Raw genomic sequence first — 15,090 nt, forward strand, 5'->3', positions numbered from 1 at the left:
CGGCGGCGGTCACTTGGCGGCCTCGGGGTAGAGCTGTTCGGCGATCTCGTGGATCACCTGGGGGGTGCGCGGGCCGTAGCTGAGCAGCTGGCCGTCCTCGATCGAGACGATCCGGCGGTCGAGGCCGGCCGGGGTCTGGGCGACGCCGGGCAGCTTGAGCAGACCGTCGACGCCGCCGACCGAGTCGAGCCCCTTGCTCATCACCAGGATCGCGTCGGGGGCGGCCTTGACCAGGGCCTCGCTGGTGAGCGGGGTGAAGTCGCCGGTGAGGCCGGCCGCGGTGCCGGCGTCCTCGCCGCCGACCGCCGTGATCAGCGAGCCGGCGCCGGAGGCCGGGCCGCCGAGCAGGTAGACCGAGGCGCTGCCGCGCAGGTAGAGGAAGGCGACCTTGGGGTGGCGCTCGACGGCGGGCAGGGCGGCCCTGGCGGTGGTGATCCGCTGCTCGGTGCGTTCCTTCAACTGCTTGCCGGCGTCCGGGACCCCGAGTGCGGCGGCGACGGTGTCGATGCGCGGGCCGACGTCCTCCAGCCGCTTGGCGTCGTCGAGGACGAGGAGGGGGACGCCCGCCGCACGGATCTGGGCGATGGCCTCGGCCGGGCCGGTGGAACGGTCGGCGAGGACGACGGTCGGGTGCAGCGAGAGCACGCCCTCGGCGGAGACGTCGTGGGCCTGGGTGATCACGGGCAGGGCGGTGGCCTGCTGGAAGGTCGTGGAGACGTCCCGGGCGACGACCTTGGGGCCGAGGCCGAGGCTGAAGACGATCTCGGCCAGGCTGCCGTTGAGCGGGATGATCCGCTCGGCGCTGGCGACGGTGACGGCCCGGCCGTCGGCGGAGGTCGCGGTGGCCGGGAGCGCGGGGACCGGCGCGTCGGGCAGCGGTTCGACCGCGTCCGGGGCGCGTGAGGTGCCCGCTCCGGCGGCCGCGCCGGCGCCGCCGGAGGCCGAGCCGCAGGCGGTCAGGGCGAGCAGCAGACCGAGGAGCAGCAGCAGGATCGCGGGTCCGCGGGCGGCCCTGGTTCGGTGGGTACTGCTGCTCAAGGTCGTTCCCTTCGACGGGAGTTGTCGCCGCCGGGAGTGGGGGTGCGGTAGCGGCCGACGGGGCTCTTGACTCATATATTAGGTTAGCCTTACCTAAAGCCCGCAAGGGGGTCTGTGCTGCGCCGACCCCGATTTCCACCTGCCCTTCCCCGTCGCGCCGAGGAGTGATCCGCGTGCCTCTGCCCCATCGGCTCCGCCGCACGGCCGCCGCCCTGGTGACCGCCCTGGCGGCCCTGCTGACCGTTGTGGTCCTCCCCGGCCAGGCGGTGGCGGCCGAAGGCAAGGTGTCCGGCGGGCGGCTGGACTGGGGGATCAAGCAGTCCTTCCTGACCTACGTCACCGGCCCCATCGCCAAGGGCAGTTGGGCGCTCACCGGCGGAGCGGCCACGGTGTCGGGCAGCGGCTTCCGGTTCCACTCGGCCACCGGTTCGTACGACCCGGCGAACGGCGCGCTGACGGCCGCGTTCTCGGGCGGGGTCCGGTTCACCGGGCACCAGGAGAACGGCGCGAACGCGCTCGACCTGAGCATCGGCCGGCTCACCTTCAGGGCCGCCGCGGGCGGCGCGGCCGGGCTGTACGCGGACGTCAGCAGCAAGTCCCGGGAGACCGGGCAGGTCAGCAACGCGAGCCAGGCCAAGCTGGCCGAGCTCTCGCTGGCCGGTGTCGACCTGCGCGGCGCGGCCGGGACCCTGACGCTCGGCAACGTCCCGGCGACCCTGACCGAGGCGGGGGCCAAGGCCTTCGGCGGCTTCTACACCGCCGGGACGGCCCTCGACCCGGTCAGCCTCTCGGTCAACCTTCCGGCAGCGCAGGCCACCCCGACGCCGACGGCTCCCGCCTCGCCGACCGCCGCGGCGCCGACCACGACGGCCCCGGCGGTGCCCGCGCCGAGCACGACCGCTCCGGCCGCGCCGACCAGTCCGGCCGCCACCCAGCAGGCCGCCCCCGCCACCGAGTTCGCCAACGGCGCGCTCGACTGGGGCGTGCGCCGGACCTTCCGCGACTACGTCACCGGCACCATCGCCCAGGGCCGCTGGGAGACCTCCGGCGGCGCGGCCGACGGCGGCGCGTTCTACCGCTGGACGCCCGCCAAGGGCAGCTACGACCCGGCCACCGGCGCGCTCACCGCCGCCTTCACCGGCAGCGTCCGCTTCACCGGGCTGAAGAGCGGAGACAGTTACGGCCTGGACCTCACCCTGGCCAACACCGCCGTCACCGTGGCCGACGGCAAGGGCGTGCTGCGCGCCGATGTCTCCGGCCGCACCCCGGACGGTGCCACCCAGCAGCTCACCGGTGTCGAGCTGGGCACCTTCGACCCGGCCGGGCTGACCACCGAGGGCGGCCTGCTCAAGGCCGTCGAACTCCCGCTCACGCTCACCGAACCGGGCGGGAAGGCCTTCGGCGGCCTCTACCCGGCGGGCACCGCGATGGACCCGCTGAGCTTCGCCGTCGCGCTCGACCCGGCGGCCGTCCTCCCGCCGCTGCCGGACCTCGGCAGCGCCCCGGCGGTCGCGCCGACCCCGTCGGCCACCACCGCTCCGCCCAGCACGCCCGCCGCGGCGCCGGTCGCCGCGGACGCCGGTGGCTCGGGCGGCGTCCCGACGGCGGCCCTGGTCGGCGGCGGCCTGCTCGCCGTCGCGCTGGCCGTGACCGCCGGTCTGTTCGTGCTCCGCCGTCGTCGTCGCGCCACCCCCGCCGACGCGGCCTGAACCCCTTCCGCTTCCCCGCTCACCGAACGGAGACCCCCATGTCCCGCAACCGCACCCGGATGGCCGCCCTGGCCGCCGTCACCGCCGGCCTCGGCCTGACCGCCTTCGGCGCCCCGGTCCTGGCCTTCGGCGCCGGAGCGCCGAGCAGTGTCACGTACGACACCGGCTCGCTGGACTGGGGGGTCAAGGCCAGCTTCCGGAGCTACGTCACCGGGCCGGTCGGCCAGGGCGCGGTGGAGCTGAGCGGCGGCGCGACCACCAACGCCGACGGCAGCTTCCACTTCGGGCTGGCGAGCGCGAGCTACGACCTGGGCACCCACGCGCTGACCTCCGCCTTCACCGGCGGCGTGCGGTTCACCGCCCACCACGGCGCGCTGGACGTCGGCCTGAGCGACCTGAGGATCACCACCGCCGGTACGGTCGGCACGCTCACCGCCGACACCGCGTCCAAGGAGGTCGTGGGCGCTCCCGAGGTCACCCGGCGCGAGGACGTCCCGCTGGTGACCTTCACGGTCGGCCGGGACACCACCACCGGCGTGCCGACGGCGGCGAAGCTGACCGAGGAGGGCGCCAAGGCCTTCGCCGGCTTCTACGCGGCCGGGTCGGACATGGACCCGCTGTCGCTGCTGCTCAAGCAGAGCCCGGCCACGCCGTCCCCGACCGCCACGCCGACGCCGACGCAGACCCCCACAGCCACCGCCACGCCGACCGCCACTGGCAGCCCGACGGCCACGGCCTCGCCGACCGCCACGGCCTCGCCGACGGCCACCGCTTCCCCGACGGCGACCGCCTCGCCCACCGCGACCGGCAGCCCGACCGCGACGTCCTCGCCCACCGCCACCGGTTCGCCGAGCGCGACCAAGTCGCCCTCCGCGACCGGCAGCCCGTCCACCGCGCCGACCGCCGGCACCGGTGAACTCGCCGTCGTCAACGGCACCCTGGAGTGGCAGGTCAAGGAGAGCTTCCGCAAGTACCTGCAGAGCCCGGTGGCCAACGGCAAGGTCGAGTTCGCGGGCGGTGCGGCCGACTACCGGTTCGCCGGTGCCAAGGGTGCGTACAACACCAAGAGCCACGCGCTCTCGGCGGGCTTCGCCGGCTCGGTGCGCTTCCTCGGCCACCCGGGCGAGGGCGGCGGGTACCAGCTGGACACCACCTTCTCCAAGCTGGGCCTGAGCATCGACAAGGACGGCGCGTTCCTGACCGCCGACGTCAACGCCAAGTCCCTGGACGGGAAGACGAGCACGCTGTCCGGCGCCCGGATCGCCGAGCTGGACCTCTCCAAGGCGAGCCTCGCGCCGGTCAACGGCGTGGTGACGCTGAACGCCGTCCCGGCCAAGCTGACCGCCGAGGGTGTGCCGGCCTTCGCCAACTACAAGGCGGGCGAGGCGCTCGACCCGGTCACTGTCTCGTTGGCCTTCGACAAGAACGCCCAGCTGCCGACCGGTGGCTCGGCCGGTGGCGCGGGCACGACCACCGGCGGTGCGGCCGGTGGTACCGGTAGCGGTACCGGCACGGGTACCGGTTCGGGCACGGGCAGCACGGTGGGTGGCGCTTCGCTCACCACCACCGGCAGCGGTTCTTCGTCCGTCGGCGGTGGTGGCGTGCTGGCCTCGACCGGTTCCGACACCCCGGTGGTACCGCTGCTGGCGACCGCAGCCGGCCTGCTGCTGCTCGGTGGTGGGGCCACCGCCCTGGCCCGCCGCCGCGCCTCCCTCAGCGCCTGATTCTTTGGTCGGTAAATGCTGTGGCCCTCGCTCGATCCGAGCGAGGGCCACAGTGGTTATGCGTGGTGGTCGAGTTTCCCGGCCTTGATGGTGCTGAGGAGGTCGGCGAAGGCGGCCGGGTAGGTGTGGAGGACGACGTCGCCGTCGTCGGACTCCCGGAGTTCGACCAGTTCATCCGAGACCCGTACTTCGATGCACTCGTTGGACGCGCCGCTGAAGCTGGACTTCTGCCATATGGACTTACTCATGTTGGCCCCTGATGGATCGAATGAATGTGCGCGACTCGTCGTCGGACAGTGCAAGAGCGCTCAGGTGAGCAAAGGTTGCCCTGTGACTGGCCAGATCTGCTGGAGCGTCGAAGAACAGAACGCCCTGGGCTGTGTCCATTTGTAGCGTTGCGAGCTCCGGAACCGGCCCTTCGGTGAACATGATGTTCTCCCCTGCACCAGGGAAGGTGTCCATGTCGAACGGGACCACTCTCACCGAGCTGGTCCCGGCCTCGGAGTCCTTGACCAGGCTGTCGAGCTGCTCGGCAAGGACCTTCCGGCCGCCGAACTGCATTCTCAGAGCTGCTTCGTGGATGAAGGACACGTGTGCCGTTCCGCCGGATCGGAGAGCTTGCTGGCGTTGAGCTCTGAACGCCGTCCTTGTGTCGATGTCGCGCTGCGGCAGCGGTGGCGAGATGCGACCGAAGACCGCAGAGGCGTAGGCGCCAGTCTGCTGAAGACCCGGAACGTATGTGGTGGCCCAGGTGTAGATCTTCAAGGCATGGGCTTCCATCTCCGCAACCTCGAGGAAGCCCGTCGGCAGCTTCCCCTGGTACCGCTCCCACCAGCCCTTCGAGCGTGGCACGGTGAAGTCGATCAGAGCTTCGATGAGCGGCTCGTTGGCGCACTTGCATGCCGCTGCGATCGTGCGCAGTCGGTCTGCGTTGACGCTGGTCTTTCCGTTCTCCATCTGTGTCACCTGGGCTGCGCTTACGCCCAGCGAGTGGGCGAGTTCGCTGCCTCGGAGTCCTGCCTGCTCGCGCATTCTTCGCAGTTCGGTACCCAGGCGGCGCTGGCGAAGCGTGGGGTTCAGACGGCCCGGCATGGCGTCCTCTCGATGTCCTGTGCTCACAGTGTGCCGTGAAGCTTGAGGGCGAGGCCATCTGTCCCCCGGGAGGGGGAATCTCTCAGAGAACTACCTAAAATTAAGTCGATGTGCCGTATGGTCTACCTCACAGGGATCGGACAGATCGTCAGCAAGTGTCCGCCTGTGAGGTGTTGGGTGCACTATGCCTGTTTGGCACCATTGATGCCTCTTCTCTTTCTCCTCCCCCTGCCTCTCCCTCGGAGGTCTGTCTTGCGTGCCCTCAACCCGCCCGACTGCTCCCTCGCCCGTGCCGAACTCCGGGCCGCCCTCCTCTCCGCCGGCTGGCCGCCGGACGTCATCGACGACGCCGAACTCGCCTTTCACGAGCTGTACATCAACGCCTGGCAGCACGGGGGCTGCCAGGCGCCCTCCGTGCTCGTCTGCCTCCGGCCCGCCGTGCTCCGGGTCTCGGTGTGCGACGACTGCCCGGACCTGCCCTCCCCCTCCCTCCCCGCCGATCTCTACTCCCTCTCCGGGCGCGGGCTCCACCTCGTGCGCGCCCTCACCCACCGCTTCGGCGTCGACCCCGCCAAAACCGGCAAGGTCGCCTGGTTCGAGCTGGACGCCGCCGCGTGAACACCCCCCTCGAACCGCACGACCCCTACCTCCGCACCTACACCGAGCCCGAAGTGACCTCCCTCCTCCGTGAACTCCACGAGCGGGGAAAGCCCTTCGGCATCCGCTGGGGCTCCGCCGCCGTCAACGGCGCCACCGTCGACGGCCGCCTCCTCGTCGACTTCGGCGACACCTCCGTCGCCACCCTCCTCAACCTCCTCACGCTCCTCCGCGAGGCGGGCCGGGCATGACCACCTTCCTCATCGGCGCGGCCTTCGCCGCCCTCCTCGCCCTCGCCATCGCCACCGTGATCACCGGCGTCGTCACCGCCCTCAGGATCGGCCCGCCCCCGCCGCCGATCACCTGCCGTGGGTGCCGGGCGCCCCACGCCCCCGTGGACGGCGCCCCCGAGAAAGCTCGATGAAACGCCTCGGAGCAGGAAGTCGGCCGCTCCGACCTCCTGCTCCGTCGTGTTGTGTGGGTCGCGTGACGCTGTTTCACATCCGTGACGGTTGGCGCACAGATCAGCGAAGGACGGCTGACAGGCTTCTCTCATCGCACAGAGCAGCGAGTGATCGAACAGGTGGACGACAGTCCGCCGGGGACGGTGGACACGGCTCTGGTGCGGAATCCGAGCAGCACGTCGTTCCAGGGGGACAACCGATCATGAGCAAGGCCCTTTCGTTCCGCAAGTCCTCGTCCCGCGCCGCGAAGTTCGCCGCCGTCGCCGCCCTGACGCTCGGCCTCGTGGCCACCGTCAGCCCGGCCGCCCAGGCCGCCTCGCTCGGTGCCGCGGGTGCGAAGGGGCTGAAGCACAACGTGCTGACCGTCAGCAACGGCACCCGCTACGTGCAGATCGACGGCAAGACGGTCGACTTCCGCACCGTCGTGCGTGACCTCACCTGGTCCCCGGACGGCAACAAGGCCGTCTTCATCGACGGTTCGGGCAACCTCGTCGTCTCCGACGCGGACGGCAGCAACCGGGTCATCGTGGCCAAGAACCCGGGCGGGCAGAACTGGAACCACCCGACCTGGCAGGCGGTTTCGGCCTACGGGCCGGCGGAGCTGCCCGCCCGGAACAACATCGTCTTCGTCGCCCGGAAGAACGGTGTCTCCCGTCTGGTGACCGTCCCGGCCACCGCCGTCCAGGGCCAGCCGACCGAGGTGTCCGTCTCGAGTGGCGCCGGCGGTCCCGACCTGCCGGAGACGGGCAACATCTGGCCGAACGCCGGCGGCAAGATCGGCACCTCCGTCTACGCCAACCCCGGCACCGGCACCGTCTACATCCACGACGACTACCTGCGTTCGCAGAGCAGCGAGCTGACCAAGGGCTCCCAGCCCGCGCTCTCGCCCGACGGCGAGGACGTCGTCTTCGTCCGCTCGGTGCAGGGTCATGACCACCTGTTCGTGCAGGGCGTGGACGACAAGACCGCCAAGGACCTCACGCCCAAGGCCACCACCGACTACACCCAGCCGACCTTCTCGCCGGACGGCAAGACCATCGCCGCCCGGACGCCCAAGGGCATCGTCACCCTCCCGGCCAGCGGTGCCGCCAAGCCCGTCGTGGTCACCAGCCGGGTCGGCCTGCCGGCCTACCGCGGCTGACGCCGCCGAGTACGAGCACCGTTGGACCGCCCGGCCGGGTCAGCTACCGGCCAGGCGGTCCAACTCCGTTCTCAGGTCCGCGAGATGCTCGTCCGCATTGTCATGGGGCAGGAACTCCACCACGTCGACGAAGCGGAACAGCACCCGGGTCCCGGTGATCCCGTACTCGTAGTCGGCGAAGCCCACCACGGCGCCCGTCGTGCCCCGGACCGCGCCCCGGACGACATGTCCGGTCATCTCGTCGGGCTGCTCGGCCGACTGCCTGCGCCGCGCGTTGGGCCGGGCCAGGTACGGGCAGACCATCGAGGCGTAGAGCATGCACGCGCGGTGGCCGGGACCCTCCAGGGTCGGCGAGAGATTGCGGTACGGGCGCCCCGCCGCCAGCGCCTCGGCGATCGCGGCACTCTCCGTCTCTCCGACCACCCGCCACACCGGCCCCTTGGGCATCAGCAGGTTGCAGACCGAACAGAGCCGCTCCCGCGCGCAGTCGGCGCTGCGGCCGTAGTCCGTCAGCGCGAACTGGGGTTGGTCGCCCTCCCACGGCGTGATCGCCGGAACGGGGTAGCCGCGCACATCGCGGGGCCTGGCATCGACGGACGGCGGTATCGGGACGTTGTCAAAGCGCACGCCCCATCAGTATCAGGAACAGCCCTCGCCGCACAGCGCCGGAGTCCCCGGGAGAACCCGGCGAAACGCCTCGGAGCAGGAAGTCGGTCCGGCCGACTTCCTGCTCCGAGGTATTCGGGTACTCAGGCGCTCAGCGGGTACCGGGTGTCCAGGTCCTGGAAGAGCGCGCCGTTCAGCCGGAAGGCGCGCTTGCACTCCTCGACCACCCGGCGGCGCTCGACCTCGTCCAGCGCCAGGCCGGCGGCGTCCAGCTTGGCCCGGTAGTCGCGCTTGAACGCGGCCGGGTTCTCCACCTGCTCGAAGACGTAGAACCGCACGCCGTCACCCTTGCGCTCGAAGCCCCAGGTCTTCTCGGCGATGCCGCGGATGATCTGGCCGCCCGAGAGGTCGCCGAGGTAGCGGGTGTAGTGGTGCGCTATCCAGCCGGCCGGCCACTCGCGGGCCAGCTCCTCCAGCCGGGCGACGTACGCGGCGGTGGCCGGCAGCGGGACGAGGCCCTCGCGCCAGTCCGGCCCCCGCAGGTGGGCGAGGTCGCGCTCGATGGCGGCGGTGCGCAGGATCGTGCTGTCCACGAACGGCCCGGCCACCGGGTGCTCCGCCAGCTCCCCGGCCCGCTCCTCCAGGGCGCGGTAGACGAACCAGAGCTGGCCGGTGAGGTCGGCGTAGGCCTCGATCCCGAGGTGCCCGCCGAGCAGGTGGCTCATGAACGAGGACTGCTCGGCGGCCTCGTGCTCGGCGCTGCTCGCGGTGCGCAGCACGGTGGAGAACGGGACGACGGGCTGCTCGGGCGTGGACATGCGGGCCTCCAGTGGTCGAGTACGTCCCCGATTGCTTTGGTTAGCCTAACCTAATCCGTTGTCATGCCGACAGGGTGTCGGGAACCCATCCTCGCCCGGCCCGGGGAACGGCGAAGGCCGGGGCCCGCGGAAGTACTCCGCGAACCCCGGCCTTCGACTGCCTCGCCTACCTCGAAGCGCCCGGGCGGACGGACCGCCGGACGAACGAGACGGGCAGGACGGCTCAGTGGCCGCCCTGCTCCGCCAGGCGCTTGATCGACGCGGTGACCTCGGCCTCGGCCTCGGCGCGGCCGACCCAGTTGGCACCCTCGACGGACTTGCCGGGCTCCAGGTCCTTGTAGACCTCGAAGAAGTGCTGGATCTCCAGACGGTCGAACTCCGACACGTGGTGGATGTCCTGCAGGTGCTCCCAGCGCGGATCCGTCGCCGGGACGCAGAGCAGCTTGTCGTCGCCGCCGGCCTCGTCGGTCATCTTGAACATACCGATGACACGGCACTTGATCAGGCAACCGGGGAAGGTCGGCTCGTCCAGGATGACCAGGGCGTCCAGCGGGTCACCGTCGTCCGCCAGGGTGCCCTCGACGTAGCCGTAGTCGGCCGGGTAGCGGGTCGAGGTGAAGAGCATCCGGTCGAGCCGAAGGCGACCGGTCTCGTGGTCGACCTCGTACTTGTTACGAGAGCCCTTAGGGATTTCGATAAGGACGTCGAACTCCAACGGTTCCTCCAAGGTAGGGACTGACAGAATCCAAGTGTCTCCTACGGGAGTGAGTGCTCAGGAAAGGGGCCGGGTCGGTGCGAGCAGGGGCTGGGTCGGGGCGCCGGCGCGGGGGGACGGCCGCGGGGCTGTTCGGGGCGTCGTTGCTGGTCGCCGCGACGGTGCTGGGGGCGGGAGGCGCGTCCGCGCTGCCGTCCGCGCCGCCGTCCGGATCGGCCTCGCCGGGCGGCCCGGGGGCCGGCGGCACCCGGGGCGACCAGGACGAGGGCAACGGCAAGAGGGGCGACAAGGAGAACCGGGACGACAAGGGCGACAAGGGGGACCGGAACGAGGATCCGGGTCGACCCGGGAGCTCGGGCAGCACCTCCGCCCGCCCCGGCACCACCCCGCCGTCCACCCCGCCCGCCTCCGCGTCCGCCTCCGCATCGACCTCGCCGTCCGCCTCGGCCTCGGCGTCGGCCTCCGCGTCCGCCAAGCCCTCCGCCGTCGCCCGGCCGGCCCCGGCCGGTGCCGTGCTGGCCGCCGCCGAGGCCGCTCCGGGTGCCGGACTGCCCACCGCGCAGGGCCTCCAGCAGGCGCTCGCCACCGTGCTCACCGACCAGAACCTCGGCACCGTCGGCCTCGCCGTCGCGGACGCCGCCGACGGCCAACTCCTTTACGGCAAGGGGGAGAACACGGCCGCCACCCCCGCCTCCACCACCAAGCTGGCCACCTCGGTCGCGGCCCTCTCGCTGATCCCGGCGGACACCCGGCTGGCCACCCGGGTCGTCAAGAACGCGGCGACGGGCGGGATCACCCTCGTGGGTGGTGGTGACCCGACGCTGACCGCGCTCCCCGCCGACCAGGTGCAGGTCGCCGGCGTCCCGGCGGACCCGGACACCGCCCCCGCCTCGCTGGACGCGCTGGCCCGGCAGACCGCCGCCGCGCTGAAGGCCGCCGGCACCACCACCGTCGTGCTCGACTACGACGTCTCGCTCTACACCGGCCCCCTGCTGCACAAGAACCACGACGGCGAGAACATCGCCGCGGTGACGCCGCTGATGGTGGACGAGGGCAAGGTCGACCCGAAGAGCCTCGCCGACGCCCCCGCCCGGGTCACCGACCCGGCCGGCGCGGCCGCCGAGTCCTTCGCCAACCTGCTCAAGGCCCAGGGCGTCACCGTCCAGGGCAAGGCGAAGGCCGCCGCCGCCCCGGCCGCCGCCGACGCCCCCGTGCTCGGCCGGGTGGACTCGCCCACCATGGCCCGGCTGGTCGAGCGGATGCTGACCACCTCCGACAACACCCTCGCCGAGGCGATCGCCCGCCAGGCCGCGATCGCGGCCCACCAGCCGGCCGCCTTCGAGGGCGCCGCCAGCAGGAACTCACCCGACTCGGCGTGCCGATGACCGGCGTGCTGCTCAACGACGGCAGCGGTCTGCACCCCGGCAACGCGATCCCGCCGGCGGTCCTGGTCAAGCTGCTCGCCCTGGCCGCCTCGACGCAGCACCCGACGCTGCGTCCGGTGCTGACGGGCCTGCCGATCGCCGGCTTCACCGGCACCCTCGGCAAGCGCTTCGGCGCCGGCTCCGGGGCGGCCGACGCGGCCGGCCTGGTCCGGGCCAAGACCGGCAGCCTCAGCGGCGTCAACACCCTGGCGGGCACCGTGGTGGACGCCGACGGGCGGCAGCTCGCCTTCGCCCTGATGACCCGGACCGGCGCCCCCGTCGACACCGCCCGCGCCGCGATGGACCGGGTGGTGGCCAGGCTGGCGGCCTGCGGCTGCCGCTGAGCGGCCACGGGTCGGCCACCGGGCCGCCATTGACCGGCCGTTCCGGCTCCCCCAGGCGCACGGGAGCACGTACGGTGATGGCATGACGAGCGCGAGCGGCGGGGCCGACATGGTCGACTGGAATCTCGCGGTCGCGACCGCGACCAGGCTGGTGCGGCCGGGGCCGGAGGTGAGCCGGGCCGAGGCGGCCGCGGTGGTCGCCGAGCTGCGCCGGCACGCCCTGGCGGCGGAGGAGCACGTCCGGGAGTTCACCGGCATGCGCTCCAGCAGCCTGGCCGAGGCCGCCGCGACCCCGGTGCTGATCGTGGACCGGCCCGGCTGGGTGCGGGCCAATGTGGCGGGCTTCCGCACCATCGTCCAGCCGCTGGTGGAGAAGCTCCAGGCGCGCCGGACGGGCGGTTCGGCCTCCGCCGTGCTCGGCACGGTGGGGGAGAAGGCCACCGGCATCGAGGTCGGCGCGCTGCTGGCCTTCCTCTCCACCAAGGTGCTCGGCCAGTACGAGACCTTCGCCCCGGCCGAACCCTCGCTGGAGGCGCCGGACAGCCCGGCCGCGCTGTTCGACAAGCCCCGGCTGGGCCCCGAGGGCCCCGGCCCGGGCCGGCTGCTGCTGGTGGCGCCCAACATCGTCCACGTCGAGCGGGAGCTGGACGTCGACCCGGCCGACTTCCGGCTCTGGGTCTGCCTGCACGAGGAGACCCACCGCACCCAGTTCACCGCGGTGCCCTGGCTGCGCGACCACATCCAGTCCGAGGTGCAGTCCTTCCTGGCCGAGACGGACGTCGACCCCGGCGCGCTGGTGGAGCGGCTGCGGGACGCGGCCGGCTCGCTCGGCGCCGGCCTGCCCGGCCTCGGCGGCCGCGGCGGCGACGCCCCGTCGGCCGGCCTGCTGGAGATCGTCCAGTCACCGGCCCAGCGGGAGATCCTCGGTCGGCTGACCGCCGTGATGTCCCTGCTGGAGGGGCACGCGGACGTGGTGATGGACGGCGTGGGCCCGGCCGTGGTGCCGAGCGTCGCCGAGATCCGGGAGAAGTTCCAGCAGCGCCGGGACCGCGGCGCCAACCGGCTGGACCTGGTGCTGCGCCGGCTGCTCGGGATGGACGCCAAGCTCCGCCAGTACCAGGACGGCGCGGTCTTCGTCCGGGGCGTGGTCGAGCGGGTCGGCATGGAGGGCTTCAACCGGGTCTGGACCTCGCCGAACACCCTGCCGACCAAGGACGAGATCCACGACCCCGCCGCCTGGGTCGCCCGGGTGGCCCGCTGACGGCCCGCCGACGGCCCGGTCCGGGCGGGACCGGGGGTGGTCGGATTCCGTTCGCACGAGTGGACCAGTCGTGCACATGGCGGGTGAAGATACGTTTCTTCATTCACCCGAACGTGGGACGGTGGTCGTACCGGTGGCGCGGGTGGCGTAGCGGGTGCCTCCTTTCTGCCACCATCTGTGAGCGCCCGGTAACACGGTGCTCATGGATGCGCGGTCCCCGCCGCGCCCACCGCAGTCCTGTCCCCCCTCCGTCGAGGAGTCGTCCGCCGTGGGCCCACACCCCGCTGTAGCCGCGATACGCCTGGCCGTACGCCGCACCCTCGCCGACCTCGCAGCCGAGGCCGGCTCCACCTTCACCGCGCCCGCCCGCGAGCCGCGCGAGCGCGTCCCCGGCGTGCCGGTCGCCGCCGCCGCGCTGCCGGCCGCCGTCGGCACCACGCTGATCGGCAACGCCCACCGCCACCCGTCCGGGCTGCCCCGCACCCCCGCCGCGCCCGGCTCGCCGCTGGTCCTGGTCGCCGTCAGCGGCGGCGCGGACTCCATGGCGCTCGCCATCGCCGCCGCCTTCGAGGCCCCCAAGATCGGTCTGCGGGTCGGCGCCGTCACCGTCGACCACGGCCTCCAGTCGGGCTCCGCCGAGCGGGCCGACCAGGTCGCCGACCGGCTCCGCGAGCTCGGCCTCGACCCGGTCGAGGCGATCGCCGTCCGGGTCGGCCGCGAGGGCGGCCCCGAGGCCGCCGCCAGGGACGCCAGGTACGCCGCCCTGGACGCGGCCGCCGAGCGGCACCGCGCGGTCGCCGTCCTGCTCGGCCACACCCGCGACGACCAGGCCGAGACCGTCCTGCTGGGCCTGGCCCGGGGGTCCGGCGCCCGCTCGCTGGCCGGTATGCCGGCCCAGAAGGGCCGCTACCGCCGCCCGCTGCTGGAGCTCGACCGGGCCGCCACCCGGCAGGCCTGCTCCGCCCAGGCGATCCAGGTCTGGGACGACCCGCACAACTGCGACCCGGCCTACACCCGCTCCCGGGTCCGCCACGAGGTGCTGCCGGTGCTGGAGAAGCACCTGGGCGGCGGCGTGGTCGAGGCCCTCGCCCGCACCGCCCGGCTGTTCCGCGACGACGCCGACGCGCTCGACCAGTGGGCCGCGCTGGCCGAGCGCGACATCCGGACGGGCGAAGGCACCCTGGACGCCGGGAAACTGTCCGAGCTGCCCCCCGCCGTGCGCCGCCGGGTGCTGCGTCGGGCCGCGCTGCGGGCGGGCTGTCCGGCCGGGGACCTCTTCGCCCGGCACCTGGAGACGATCGACCTGCTGGTCACCGGATGGCGGGGTCAGGGACCCCTGCACCTACCCGGGGGCGTCGAAGCCACCCGGCGGTGTGGCACGCTGGTCTTTCGGCGACAGGGCGACTGACGGGCGGGCATGCCCGGGGGAGCCGGCCGCCGGCCATCCAGACCCCGACACGTTTGAGGACGTATCCCCGGTGGACCAGAACGACATGGGCGCTGACCTCGCGAAGGTGCTCATCAGCAAGGACGAGATCGACGCGAAGCTCCTGGAGCTGGCCGAGCGCATCGACCGGGACTACGCAGGCAAGGACCTGCTGATCGTCGGCGTCCTCAAGGGGGCCGTGATGGTCATGGCCGACCTGGCCCGCGCCCTGCACTCGCAGGTGACCATGGACTGGATGGCGGTCTCCTCCTACGGGATGGGCACCAAGTCCTCCGGTGTGGTGCGGATCCTGAAGGACCTGGACACCGACATCGCCGGCCGTGACGTGCTGATCGTCGAGGACATCATCGACTCCGGCCTGACGCTGTCCTGGCTGCTCGGCAACCTGGGCTCGCGCGGCCCGGCCTCGCTCGAGGTCTGCACCCTGCTGCGCAAGCCCGACGCGGCCAAGGTCGAGATCGACGTCAAGTACGTCGGCTTCGACATCCCCAATGAGTTCGTGGTCGGCTACGGTCTCGACTACGCGGAGAAGCTGCGCAACCTCCCCTTCATCGGCACCCTCGCCCCGCACGTCTACGGCGGCTGAGAACCCGTTCGGACGACGGGCGGGAACAGGATCCTGTTCCCGCCCGTTGGATCGGGGGACCATAGAAGAACGTCGTATCGCCGTGCTCCCGCCACGTGGGGGGCGTACTGCGGTACGGTCCAAT

General features: G+C 72.5%; 15 protein-coding genes and 1 pseudogene. 10 read left to right on the forward strand and 6 right to left on the reverse strand.

Annotation, left to right across the window (positions count from 1 at the left end; all coding sequences use genetic code 11):
- Positions 1-9: 9 nt before the first annotated feature.
- Positions 10-1,038 (reverse strand): ABC transporter substrate-binding protein, encoded by a 1,029-nt coding sequence (locus tag VR45_RS08175; protein ID WP_045938995.1) that lies wholly within the window; start codon positions 1,036-1,038, stop codon positions 10-12.
- Positions 1,039-1,211: 173 nt separating this feature from the next.
- On the opposite strand from VR45_RS08175, the gene VR45_RS08180 reads away from it, so the two are divergent.
- Together VR45_RS08180 and VR45_RS08185 are read left to right on the forward strand one after the other, a co-directional pair.
- On the forward strand, positions 1,212-2,747 hold the full coding sequence (locus tag VR45_RS08180; protein ID WP_078896319.1) for an HtaA domain-containing protein: 1,536 nt from the start codon (positions 1,212-1,214) through the stop codon (positions 2,745-2,747).
- 38 nt (positions 2,748-2,785) lie between these two features.
- On the forward strand, positions 2,786-4,471 hold the full coding sequence (locus VR45_RS08185) for an HtaA domain-containing protein (protein WP_045938996.1): 1,686 nt from the start codon (positions 2,786-2,788) through the stop codon (positions 4,469-4,471).
- A 56-nt stretch (positions 4,472-4,527) separates the two neighbouring features.
- Here VR45_RS08185 and VR45_RS08190 read toward each other — a convergent pair whose 3' ends face one another.
- Together VR45_RS08190 and VR45_RS08195 are read right to left on the reverse strand one after the other, a co-directional pair.
- Positions 4,528-4,719, reverse strand: coding sequence for a DUF397 domain-containing protein (locus VR45_RS08190; RefSeq protein ID WP_045938997.1), 192 nt, complete (start codon positions 4,717-4,719; stop codon positions 4,528-4,530).
- Positions 4,712-5,563, reverse strand: a complete 852-nt coding sequence (locus VR45_RS08195; protein ID WP_078896320.1) for a helix-turn-helix transcriptional regulator — start codon at positions 5,561-5,563, stop codon at positions 4,712-4,714. The genes VR45_RS08190 and VR45_RS08195 overlap by 8 nt, the downstream gene beginning before the upstream one ends.
- A 252-nt stretch (positions 5,564-5,815) precedes the next feature.
- Between VR45_RS08195 and VR45_RS08200 the strand changes: the two genes are divergently transcribed.
- From VR45_RS08200 to VR45_RS08210, 4 genes are all read left to right on the forward strand, one after another.
- Entirely contained in the window at positions 5,816-6,181 is a 366-nt protein-coding gene (locus tag VR45_RS08200) for an ATP-binding protein (RefSeq protein WP_045938999.1), read from the forward strand.
- Positions 6,178-6,411: a hypothetical protein gene (locus VR45_RS08205; protein WP_045939000.1), complete on the forward strand. Its 234-nt coding sequence runs from the start codon at positions 6,178-6,180 to the stop codon at positions 6,409-6,411. The genes VR45_RS08200 and VR45_RS08205 overlap by 4 nt, the downstream gene beginning before the upstream one ends.
- Entirely contained in the window at positions 6,408-6,584 is a 177-nt protein-coding gene (locus tag VR45_RS46755; RefSeq protein ID WP_159394147.1) for a hypothetical protein, read from the forward strand. The genes VR45_RS08205 and VR45_RS46755 overlap by 4 nt, the downstream gene beginning before the upstream one ends.
- Positions 6,585-6,826: 242 nt before the next feature.
- Positions 6,827-7,765 carry a PD40 domain-containing protein gene (locus tag VR45_RS08210; RefSeq protein ID WP_045939001.1) on the forward strand — a complete coding sequence of 313 codons (939 nt, stop codon included), beginning with the start codon at positions 6,827-6,829 and terminating at the stop codon, positions 7,763-7,765.
- Positions 7,766-7,804: 39 nt separating this feature from the next.
- Here the strand turns inward: VR45_RS08210 and VR45_RS08215 are convergent, their stop codons facing one another.
- The 3 genes from VR45_RS08215 to VR45_RS08225 all read right to left on the reverse strand — a co-directional run bounded on the left by VR45_RS08215 (position 7,805) and on the right by VR45_RS08225 (position 9,904).
- Entirely contained in the window at positions 7,805-8,392 is a 588-nt protein-coding gene (locus tag VR45_RS08215) for a hypothetical protein (protein WP_045939002.1), read from the reverse strand.
- 122 nt (positions 8,393-8,514) lie between these two features.
- Complete coding sequence (locus tag VR45_RS08220; protein WP_045939003.1) at positions 8,515-9,189, reverse strand: biliverdin-producing heme oxygenase; 675 nt, start codon at positions 9,187-9,189, stop codon at positions 8,515-8,517.
- Between the two features lie 223 nt (positions 9,190-9,412).
- Entirely contained in the window at positions 9,413-9,904 is a 492-nt protein-coding gene (locus tag VR45_RS08225; RefSeq protein ID WP_030397564.1) for an inorganic diphosphatase, read from the reverse strand.
- A gap of 512 nt (positions 9,905-10,416) precedes the next feature.
- Between VR45_RS08225 and dacB the strand changes: the two are divergent.
- The 4 genes and pseudogenes from dacB to hpt all read left to right on the forward strand — a co-directional run bounded on the left by dacB (position 10,417) and on the right by hpt (position 14,966).
- A pseudogene (gene dacB / locus VR45_RS48425) lies at positions 10,417-11,672 on the forward strand (D-alanyl-D-alanine carboxypeptidase/D-alanyl-D-alanine-endopeptidase).
- Positions 11,673-11,754: 82 nt separating this feature from the next.
- On the forward strand, positions 11,755-12,933 hold the full coding sequence (locus VR45_RS08235; protein WP_045939004.1) for a zinc-dependent metalloprotease: 1,179 nt from the start codon (positions 11,755-11,757) through the stop codon (positions 12,931-12,933).
- A 268-nt stretch (positions 12,934-13,201) separates the two neighbouring features.
- Entirely contained in the window at positions 13,202-14,341 is a 1,140-nt protein-coding gene (tilS, locus tag VR45_RS08240; RefSeq protein WP_045939005.1) for a tRNA lysidine(34) synthetase TilS, read from the forward strand.
- A 70-nt stretch (positions 14,342-14,411) separates the two neighbouring features.
- Positions 14,412-14,966: a hypoxanthine phosphoribosyltransferase gene (hpt, locus tag VR45_RS08245; RefSeq protein WP_030059589.1), complete on the forward strand. Its 555-nt coding sequence runs from the start codon at positions 14,412-14,414 to the stop codon at positions 14,964-14,966.
- The last annotated feature ends 124 nt before the right edge of the window (positions 14,967-15,090 follow it).

Source organism: Streptomyces sp. NRRL S-495, from assembly GCF_000966955.1.
GTDB classification, from domain to species: domain Bacteria; phylum Actinomycetota; class Actinomycetes; order Streptomycetales; family Streptomycetaceae; genus Kitasatospora; species Kitasatospora purpeofusca.

Coding starts and splice junctions, on each gene's coding strand:
- VR45_RS08185 (WP_045938996.1), top strand. CDS start 2,786: ATGTCCCGCAACCGCACCCGGATGGCCGCCCTGGCCGCCGTCACCGCC.
- VR45_RS08190 (WP_045938997.1), bottom strand. CDS start 4,719: ATGAGTAAGTCCATATGGCAGAAGTCCAGCTTCAGCGGCGCGTCCAAC.
- VR45_RS08195 (WP_078896320.1), bottom strand. CDS start 5,563: ATGCCGGGCCGTCTGAACCCCACGCTTCGCCAGCGCCGCCTGGGTACC.
- VR45_RS46755 (WP_159394147.1), top strand. CDS start 6,408: ATGACCACCTTCCTCATCGGCGCGGCCTTCGCCGCCCTCCTCGCCCTC.
- VR45_RS08210 (WP_045939001.1), top strand. CDS start 6,827: ATGAGCAAGGCCCTTTCGTTCCGCAAGTCCTCGTCCCGCGCCGCGAAG.
- VR45_RS08220 (WP_045939003.1), bottom strand. CDS start 9,189: ATGTCCACGCCCGAGCAGCCCGTCGTCCCGTTCTCCACCGTGCTGCGC.
- VR45_RS08235 (WP_045939004.1), top strand. CDS start 11,755: ATGACGAGCGCGAGCGGCGGGGCCGACATGGTCGACTGGAATCTCGCG.